The 7631-nt window shown below is 53.5% G+C and carries 5 protein-coding genes; all 5 read right to left on the bottom strand.

The window, feature by feature from the left end; all coding sequences use genetic code 11:
- Positions 1-2227, bottom strand: a 2227-nt coding sequence (locus IEX53_RS23330; RefSeq protein ID WP_210311703.1) for an Ig-like domain-containing protein, incomplete at its 3' end; no start/stop codon positions are given.
- A 956-nt stretch (positions 2228-3183) separates the two neighbouring features.
- Entirely contained in the window at positions 3184-4467 is a 1284-nt protein-coding gene (locus tag IEX53_RS23325) for a hypothetical protein (RefSeq protein WP_188826565.1), read from the bottom strand.
- A gap of 51 nt (positions 4468-4518) precedes the next feature.
- On the bottom strand, positions 4519-5715 hold the full coding sequence (locus IEX53_RS23320) for a hypothetical protein (protein WP_188826564.1): 1197 nt from the start codon (positions 5713-5715) through the stop codon (positions 4519-4521).
- 100 nt (positions 5716-5815) lie between these two features.
- Positions 5816-7171 carry a hypothetical protein gene (locus IEX53_RS23315; RefSeq protein ID WP_188826563.1) on the bottom strand — a complete coding sequence of 452 codons (1356 nt, stop codon included), beginning with the start codon at positions 7169-7171 and terminating at the stop codon, positions 5816-5818.
- Between the two features lie 94 nt (positions 7172-7265).
- Positions 7266-7631: hypothetical protein (locus IEX53_RS23310; RefSeq protein WP_188826562.1), on the bottom strand; the 366-nt coding region annotated here is incomplete at its 5' end.

The raw sequence follows: 7631 nt of genomic DNA, 5'->3' as shown, positions 1-7631 counted from the left end.
AACTGCGGGTGGTGGCGTTGAAGGCCGAGGTTGTGATCACGGCGGTTCCGATGGGGGCATCGATGGCGGCGGTGACCGTCATGGTCGCCTGGCCGTTGGTGGTCGTGGAAGTATTGCCGCCGGTGGGGCCGGTGAAGGTGAGCCATTGTTCGGGGAAGCCGGTCCAGGTCACGACAGTATTGTCCTTGACCAGATCGCCGTTGGCATCGGTGTAATAGACGGTCAGATTATGCGGCACGCCGCGAGTGAGGACATAGCCGTCCTTGGGAATGATGGTCATGTGGCCCTGGCCGGACACGGGCTCGATCTCGCGGGCGAAGGTGAGCGTGACGCTTGCATTGTTGGCGTCGGTGTCAGGCATGTTGCCGGCGTGGGCCTTGACGGTGGCGGTGATGGTGTCGGGGCCGTAGACGGCGGATACCGCATTGGTGGCAAGGCCTTGAGCATTGGCCTTGGTGGGGTCGTTATCGAGGAGCCTGACCTGAGGATTGGCGGGATCGACGGTCCAGACGATGGTTCCGTCCCAGGCCGTACCGGTGACGGGGGAACCGTCGAGATTGGTGTAGGTGGCCTCAAGCACATGTTCGCTCCCCTCGCTGAGGACGTAGCCGTCGGGCGAGGTGATGGTGAGGATGGTGCCTTGTGCCGAGCTGCTCTGGAAGGTGACTGGCTTGGACGCCCCGGAGATATAGTTGGCCGGGTCCGGATCGACGGAGGCGGCATAGACGGTGACGTTGTTGAGGGGCTGGTTCGGGCCGATCACGGTGAGGTTGGTGGACGTCGTCCGATTGCCCGCGCTTCCGGTGACGGGTGACGGGTTCTTGTCGAAGTCGAAGGTGTAGCCGGGATATTTGCTCTCGTCGACCGACCACGAGACCCAGGAGAAGGTCTTGTCAGTACCGCCATAGGTCGCATCGAACGGCGTCGCCGTGTAGAGATAATAGGGCGGATTGTTCTCGGGTGTGACGACAAGGGCATCCGACGCTTGGCCCGTGAAGCTCAGTACAAGGTCTGGATCGGAATGGTCGTAGGCGCCGGTTTGGCTATCAAAAAGCCCCCTGGTCGAAATCACTGCTGTTGGAATGCTCGCTCCTTGCGAGGCCGTGACATTGATGGTTGCCTGCCCTTGGCCTCCCGTGACCTTCGAGACATTGCCACTCACTCCTGTGCCGCTGCCACCGCTGAAGGTAAGCCGGTCTGCTGGCGCTGCAAACCACGTGACTACCGTGCCATTCGGCACCGGATTGCCGTCCTTGGAATAGGTCACCGTCAATGGTTGGGCTTGGCCGACGGGAACGGGCGAGGCTACCGGTGCGATCTTCATGCTACCTTCCCCAGGAAGGGGTTGCACGTTGAGCTGGAAGGTGAGATCGCTTTTCCCGCTGTCTGAGGTGCTGTCCGCGCTTACGGTGACCGTGAAGTCAAAAGTATCTTTATTCGTGGTCGACACGGCATTGGTGGCTACACCGTTTGCGTCGGTCTTGTTGTCCCACTGGCTGTCTTGACTGGAGAGCAGGGTGACATTGGAATTATTGGCGTTCCAGGTGAGAGGCCAGTTGGGAATGGGGGAGCCGTCGGCCTTCATATAGGTGGCCTGGATCATATGCCATTCGACATTGCCTGCAGCGTCGCGCTCCTCCAGTGGTGTGCCGTCCAAAGACACGACGTTGATGACATTGCCTTGCGCGATTATTCCCGGTTGGACCGCGATAGGTGAGGAAATGCCCGTTACGATGTTGCTCTGGTTCTGGTCGACGGAGCGGGCATAAACCGTAATATTGACCGGGTTGTTTGGCCCGTAGACCGTCATCTTCGTGGTGGTTGTCTGGTTACCCGGCGATCCACTTACCGGCGATGAGTTTTGATCGAAAACCACAGTGTAGCCCGGATTTGCCTCTGGGTCGACCGACCAATGGATTTTCGAGAGTATCTTGTCTCCCGCATATGTGGCGGAGAGTGAAATCGGCGCATACATATTGAATGGCGGCGTCGCGGTGATGGCGATAGGATGCCCGAAACCGATCTGAAGCTCGCCATGGTCCCAGGCGGCAGTCTTCCAATTTGGCATAATGCCGGTGATCAGCGCGTTCGGAATATCAGTTGTACCTGCGGCCGTGATTGATGTTGGAGCGGTATCCGAACCGGTAAACATCACCCAATTGACACTTTCGAAGGCCAGCCGTTCCGATGGATAGGCGGCGGCGCCAAGAACGGTTGCTCCGGGCACAATGCCGCCAGGAGGGTCATACTGGGCAACAAAGCCGTGCGCATCGCCAAGGGACAGGGGAGGAGTATCACTGTGCGTCCAGTTTATAGGGACTTGACCCGGTAATATAGCATTCTTCTGGAACTGGACCTTCAGCGTGCGCGTTTTGCTTGCGTCTTGGCCAACGGGTGTCGCCGTGACCGCGATCACAACAGGGGTCGTGCTTCTGACCAAAAGACCGTTTAATGAGTAGCCCCAACTGCTGGCGCCCGTCTGCTGGCTCAGAAACTCGAAAGTAGTGCTTGAATCGCCTCCCGATTCGACCTGCGCCGTCCAATTGAACGTTCCGTTCCAGCTGGATACACCTTGTCCATCCAATTTGGTGTAGCTTGCCACAAATGGCTGGAAAGTATCCGTGCCTACCGGATCGTTCGCGACCGAGATGAGGTTCACGTAGGTGTCGGTTGAATCAGACCCTCCGACAGCCAGGAGCTCTTTGTAATCAGGTGCGACACCAGAGTCGATTTCCCCGGCGCGTGCACAGATTCGGAACGTGGAGCCGCCGTTACCAAAAACTGTCACCTTCGTCGTTCCCTGCCCGCCTACCAGAGGTATGCGGCTGGGTTCAAATACTATTGCCTGTGCTGGGTTAAGCCCAGCGGTTTCTTCGGCCGCTCCAAACCATACGATATTCTTCACGGCATCGTCCGTGCCGGTGTATCGCACCGACAGTTGGTATTCCGTGTAAAGTGTTATCATGCCGTTTTGAAGGTCGGGAGGCAGGGTGATTTCGATCGTTCCGTTCGCTTGCTTAACGGACTTGCCGATTTTAGACGAAGATTTCGGAGCGTTGTTTGATGTTGTCATGATAATTAATTCCTCTAATCTATTTAGTGGTGCGACAATGCAATTGTCCTCAATAAAACAGGGGGGCTGAGTTATTTTTGCTGTCTAGTTTTAGTCTTTTTATGGTCTATCTATGCTGTATTTAGGAATATGATGTACTCATTATTGCTAATATACTTGCTTATATAGGCTTGATCGCTCTGATCTCGAAGGATATATTCGCAATAGAATTTGAGCGGGCCGCGCGGGCTGCCAGTAAGGGGTTTCGACCAACCATAAGCGTAAGGCCAGGGGAGTGTGGCGGTAAAACCCGATACCGTCGTTCCCCCTGTAATCGGTAAATTGCCTACCGGGACTGTGTACATCCGGCCCGGTCTGACGGCATCGGTGCCAGCGGAGAATCCATTCATGTAAAAATACACCTCAGCGCTCAACGAGGTGATATCTTCCCCAATATCGTTCAAAGAAAATTGAGGGACGGTAATCTGAAGACCATAATTGGCCTCGATCGTCGCCAATGTAATTTCGCCATTGTTGCCCGGGTCGGGTGTGACCTGCGGGGCCGGCGCTCTGCGCTCCGTTTGGGTGGCATCGGGTTCATTCTGATAAACGCCCGTTGCCCCGAAGCCGATCGTTTCTGATTGGCTGATCTGGCCGCTGGAATCCTGGATGAAATATGCCATCTGGTTCGACAGCGGATCCAGCAGCACATCGGAATAGGGGACATTGACGACCCCTTTTGACGGTTTACCGGGAATGGCGATCTGATCGTTGAGAACAAGAAAAAACTGGCTATCAGGAGAGCCGGAAACCGCTGACCGAGGGATTTGTACGGGGAATGTTCTCAGAGCGGTCGGCGGGGAGCCTTCTGTCGCCGCCGCCATGACAGCACCGGATGCCGGCAGAACAAGTTGCCCGATTCCCGCATTCGGCAGAACGGGAAAACCGCTGGGATTGGAAATTTTGCTGTAATGTGTTCCAACGCTGATCGCTACGGTCGGCGCCTGCCATGATGGCGATAGGCCGTTGCCGAAGAGTGCCCCGAAATAGAGTGCAACCGGAGCTGTAGCGGCCCCCCCGACCTGCGCTGCGCTGGCAAGCACACAAGCGGGATTGTCCGAAACCAGGTAGACCGACGCAATTCCCATTGCGTTGCTCGAAACGACAACCAATCCACCCGTGCCGATCGGCGCCAGGTCCATGTCATAAATACGATAGGAACTTTTGCTTGGACTAAACTTGAAGCCTACATGGATGCCGGCAATGGGAATACCCGAAGAAGTTGTAACCTTTGTCCATACCCGAATTCGGCCAGACCCTTGCGAGATATCTCCGGGGGCAACAGCATAGTTCTTGTCTGCATATAAATATTGCACGATGATGATATCGGATGAATTGTCAGAAAAATTAGACATTTTCCTACCTCCGGTGGCAAGCTCCACGAATTATCTCCAGGGAGCTAAAAATTATTCTTCTGGCCAAAAGTCAATCTGCTGGGGCCCCCAGGGATCGGACCACGTTTCGTTATCCGGACCGACGCAATCCGCCCACATATATCCGTCCGGGCCGCCGTCGGCCGCGGCGAAACCAATCACGAAATCCTTCGGAATTTTAAAGTCAAAGTAAGAGCCGGCGTAACCTTCAGGGACGTCCACCTTGAGCCGCTCCACCCTGTATGGCTTGTATTGCTTTCCCTGACCATGTACAAAGCCATTAACATAGATGTAGAGATAGTACTTGTCGTCCTTCGTAACCTCTTTCCTGATCGGTATACGAAGAGGAATGCCGCCGTAATGCCTTAAGTATAGCGTATCGAGAACGAAGTTGCCCGACGTCGCAAGCTGGACTGCGGGCGGACTCGCTCCTTTGTTCGGAAAAGGCATCGCCAGCGGATAGCCGTTGGCGGTGAAGGTTAGTGCGCCGCCCGCGGTAGTGGAGCCTTCTGTATCCGATAGAATATATATTATTTTATTGCTATTGTTTTCATCGAAGGAATTGCGCATGAAAATATATGGTATGACAAATCCGCTCTGGAGAATATCTGGCCCACCTGAGAGGAATATTAAATTGTCATTGATTATAACGACGCAGTTTGTAAAAATGTTAAAATCTATATTATCATATGACAGAACGCGTGCGGTAATTCCGAATTTAAGTCTCGGGAAATCTGGAATTTGAACATTGTTTATGGCGATAGGCGGGTAATTAGAGCTTTGAACATCAAAGGTGATATAGTTATAAAAGGTAAGAAGTCCGGCCTGGAACCACATGGATGCATCATATCCATCGGCCGCCGCAACGGCTGCCATCATGAGGAAAAGCATCATTTGGGGTGCGCATACATATATTTCGATAATGCCATTCGATCGTCCGGGGAAAGTATATATATTGTTACTATCCGGCTGTTGCAGAACATGATCGTCATTGAAAAGGGCAACGAAATCAGCTGACAGGTGGTTCGCACTGACATTAACGTCTGCGTTCGCGGGCTGCCCTCGTTTGGGACCGTCCGCCCACACGACCTTGATCGTTACTTTTATCGTCTGGCTGGGGTCGTTGGAGTCTAAGGCGCCTTTTTTGCCAGGCAGAGCCAGTACCTTGTCGAAGCTGATCCAGTCGATTTGATAAGGGTTACGTGCCGCACCCACTGCGATTTCACTCATATTCACGCCCTCCGGTGTTCGATTGCATTTCGGTCGCCGAAATTTGCCTGGTAAGATGCAATGGCATTTCCCAGGAAATGCCATTGCAAAGAGTTTCGGGTTACGCGTGATTACCGGCGAAGTTGATCTGTACCGCGGCCTCCATCCCAACATAAGGACTTGACCACTTAGGGCTCTTCACGGCTACATCAGCCGGAGTGACCAGGTAATTTACCCACATATAGCCGGGAATGGTGGATGTTCTTTGACCAAATATTTCCAGCCAGGCTCCCGGTATCATCACAGAATGCCAGTGTTCGCCGGGGGACGGAGCCATATCACCTTCATAAGCTTTGAACTGGAAGATATTGTCCGAACTATCCGCGTATGGAAAATCCAGAACCGGAGAGCCGTCGCCATATATCTGAGTTATCTGGGCGCCGTCTTTAGTATATCCGCTAACATAGGCGAATACGTTGATGATATCACCCTTCTCGATCGTTCCCTCGGGGGGATATTCAATAAGGATCTCAAGATTATGGCTGCCATCCCACGTATTATTCAATGCGGAGGGCCCCAGTGTATTCTCGGGTGTATGGTTTGGTTCATGCCTCGCACCATACCAATAGGGCGTTACGAAACCATCTCCGATCTGATCGTTTGGATTCGGCATGGCCTGGGGTGTCCAATCGCCCTGGGACAAGTCAAACGTAGTGGAGTAGGACAATATACCGGGCGATGTCAGCGAATCTTGTACGAAATATAGTATTCGGTTGCTTCCCTGATCTTTCAGATCGTAATAGGGTGCAATCCCGTCGAAAATACTATTCAAAATCATGCTGTACTTCAACCCGAAGAATGCGGTGTCGTTTAAAATCAAAACGGAGTCGCTGTCGAGATTTGCGCCTTTGGATTGGTTCGACGAGATATGCAAGCCGGAAATAAAATAATTCCCTTCTGTTATTGCCGAAGACCAGGCTGGTACGGTCACCTGTGCGTTAAGAGCAGGATAGGGGCCGCTTTCGTTCATATAATAGCAGAATAAAACGGGATATTGCGGTACGCCGGTGGCAACAGAACTGGTGTTGATGGTCAAATAGACGATGCGGCCCACGAAAGGATCTTGAGCCATTTTCTCAGGGTCGCCCCATATCTTAACGTTGAATGCAATATAGTAAGTCGCGACGCCTTTCGAATCTGTCAGGAATGTCCGGAAGCCAGAGTTATCCTGCAGGTTATTCGGTGTTTTATCGGCATTCCAGTAATACATAATATTATTTTGATTGTCTTTGGCATACACAGGCGTATTTTGCGGCGCGGTCACTCCCTCGTCATCGGTTACCAATACACTAACTTTGATGTAATATTGGCTCCCAGGAAAGCCTTGGGTCGGGTCGACGGGTATCGCCAACCGCTTGTCGAATGAGATCAAAGTTTTGTGCCAATTTGAATCGGACGCTTTTATATTGGGTGTCATGTCTGTCTCCTGTAACATTGTTTTGAGTATTATTGGCTGTTTGGTTTTCGGCTGCCGGGAGCATTTGTGCCCCCGGCGTGCTGGTTTGCTCCCGTCAAACGACGGTATTGAGCACTTGCGGGATGGTCGCCCTGGACCAGTATGTTGTGTTGTTGCTGGCGCGGTAGACGCTGAAGTTTAGCTGGACCGTTCCGTTGCCGTATCCTGCGACCAGTTCCTGGGGGAGTGGGGGCAGGGTGGTGGCGAAGCCACGGGCGAGGTCATCGCCTTGGCTCACGGTGTAGGTGACGGTGCAGACATTGTAGAGCTTGTTGCCGGACACCGGATCGTTGCCGGAGAGGTAGTAATAGACGGTGACGACATCGCCGGCCTGGTAGGCCCAGTTCTCCAGGGCCGAGGAGGTGGAGACGCGGACGGAGAGGCCGTTGACGATGTCGGCGGCCCCGACCGGCGGGTTGGG

The organism is Paramesorhizobium endophyticum (assembly GCF_014640615.1).
Taxonomy (GTDB): Bacteria; Pseudomonadota; Alphaproteobacteria; order Rhizobiales; family Rhizobiaceae; genus Paramesorhizobium; species Paramesorhizobium endophyticum.
Note: the sequence above shows the minus strand (reverse complement) of the source record. Positions and strands in the feature narration are given on the sequence as shown.